We start from the raw sequence: 1,198 nt of genomic DNA, 5'->3' as shown, positions 1-1,198 counted from the left end.
GCCGCACCCTGGCCACCGGCACCGAGCCCACGCACATCTCCGGCATGCGCAACAAGCTCAAGCGTCTGACCAGCGCCGGCCTCGTCGTCGAGACCGAGCTCGATACCCCAGTTGGTGGACGCCCACTATCGTGGAATCTGCGCAGGACAGGACGGGCTAGGGGGAACCTTGTATTACAGCGGCTTGGGGCTTGACCGGGTTGGCGGCCGGCGTACCGACTCGGAGTGGGTCGCCGGGCTGTTGACGAGCCCCAGTACCCAGGTGATTCCCTTGTGGCGGGACCACTGTCTGGTCCGCGACGACAGGCCCATCCGGCTGCCGCTGGCCGAGGCGCGGGGCATCCTCGACGCCGCCGACGACCAGGTGTTTCTCGGCCTGGACGGAGAGGCCGCGGTGTTCGCGGCCGACGTGTCCCGCGTCGACCGGTCCAGCGCCGTCGAACTGGCCATCGCGGACACGGTGCTGGAGGTGCGAGCCATGGTTCCCACCATCACGCCGGACGAGGCGGGCCTGCTCGCGTATGCCCGTGGAATCCTGCACTGGAACCGGAATCAGCGGTTCTGCGGCGCGTGCGGCGGTCCGGCCGTCGCCAGCAACGGTGGCCACCTGCGGACCTGTCAGGACTGCGGAAAGCTGCTCTTCCCGCGGATCGAACCGGCCGTGATTGTGCTGGTCGAACTACCCGGCACGCCTCGGCGCTGCCTGCTCGGCCGGCACGCGGGATCCGGTCCGGACCGCTTCAGCACGCTGGCTGGGTTCGTCGAGATCGGGGAGAGCCTCGAGGACGCGGTGCGCCGCGAGGTCGCCGAAGAGGCCGGTGTCGAGGTGGGGACGATCACCTATCAGGGATCCCAGTCGTGGCCGTTCCCATCCGGGATGATGATCGGGTTCCGCGCCGAGGCCGTTTCCGACCGGATCGACGTGGACAACGTGGAGGTGGTGGAGGCACGTTGGTTCACGGCGGCCGAACTTCGGTCGCGAATTACGGACTCCGCTGCCGGCGGGCCCTACCGGGTCGACTCGATCGGCAAGGTGCTCATCGACCAGTGGTTGGCCGACGTGGAGTGAGTCGGCTTGCCACACTGTTGGGGGAATGTGAGCCGAACTCGACGCGGAACGCGCCGACCTGGCAATCGCCCGCAAAGTCATCCTGTCCCTCGGCGACGACGAGCCCACCGGCGACCGGATGCCGGGCCTG

General features: G+C 68.6%; 2 protein-coding genes. Both read left to right on the top strand.

Annotated elements, in window-relative coordinates; genetic code table 11:
• Positions 1–194 (top strand): hypothetical protein (locus IE98_RS51795; protein WP_234443893.1); only part of this gene is annotated, 194 nt, incomplete at its 5' end.
• 67 nt (positions 195–261) lie between these two features.
• Positions 262–1,068 (top strand): NAD(+) diphosphatase, encoded by an 807-nt coding sequence (nudC, locus tag IE98_RS0141515; protein ID WP_234443892.1) that lies wholly within the window; start codon positions 262–264, stop codon positions 1,066–1,068.
• The last annotated feature ends 130 nt before the right edge of the window (positions 1,069–1,198 follow it).

The sequence above is a fragment of the Streptomyces sp. NRRL B-24484 genome (genome assembly GCF_000717715.1).
In the GTDB taxonomy this organism is placed as follows: Bacteria; Actinomycetota; Actinomycetes; order Streptomycetales; family Streptomycetaceae; genus Kitasatospora.
The sequence above is the reverse complement of the archived record's forward strand: the minus strand, read 5'-3'. Positions and strand labels throughout refer to the sequence as shown.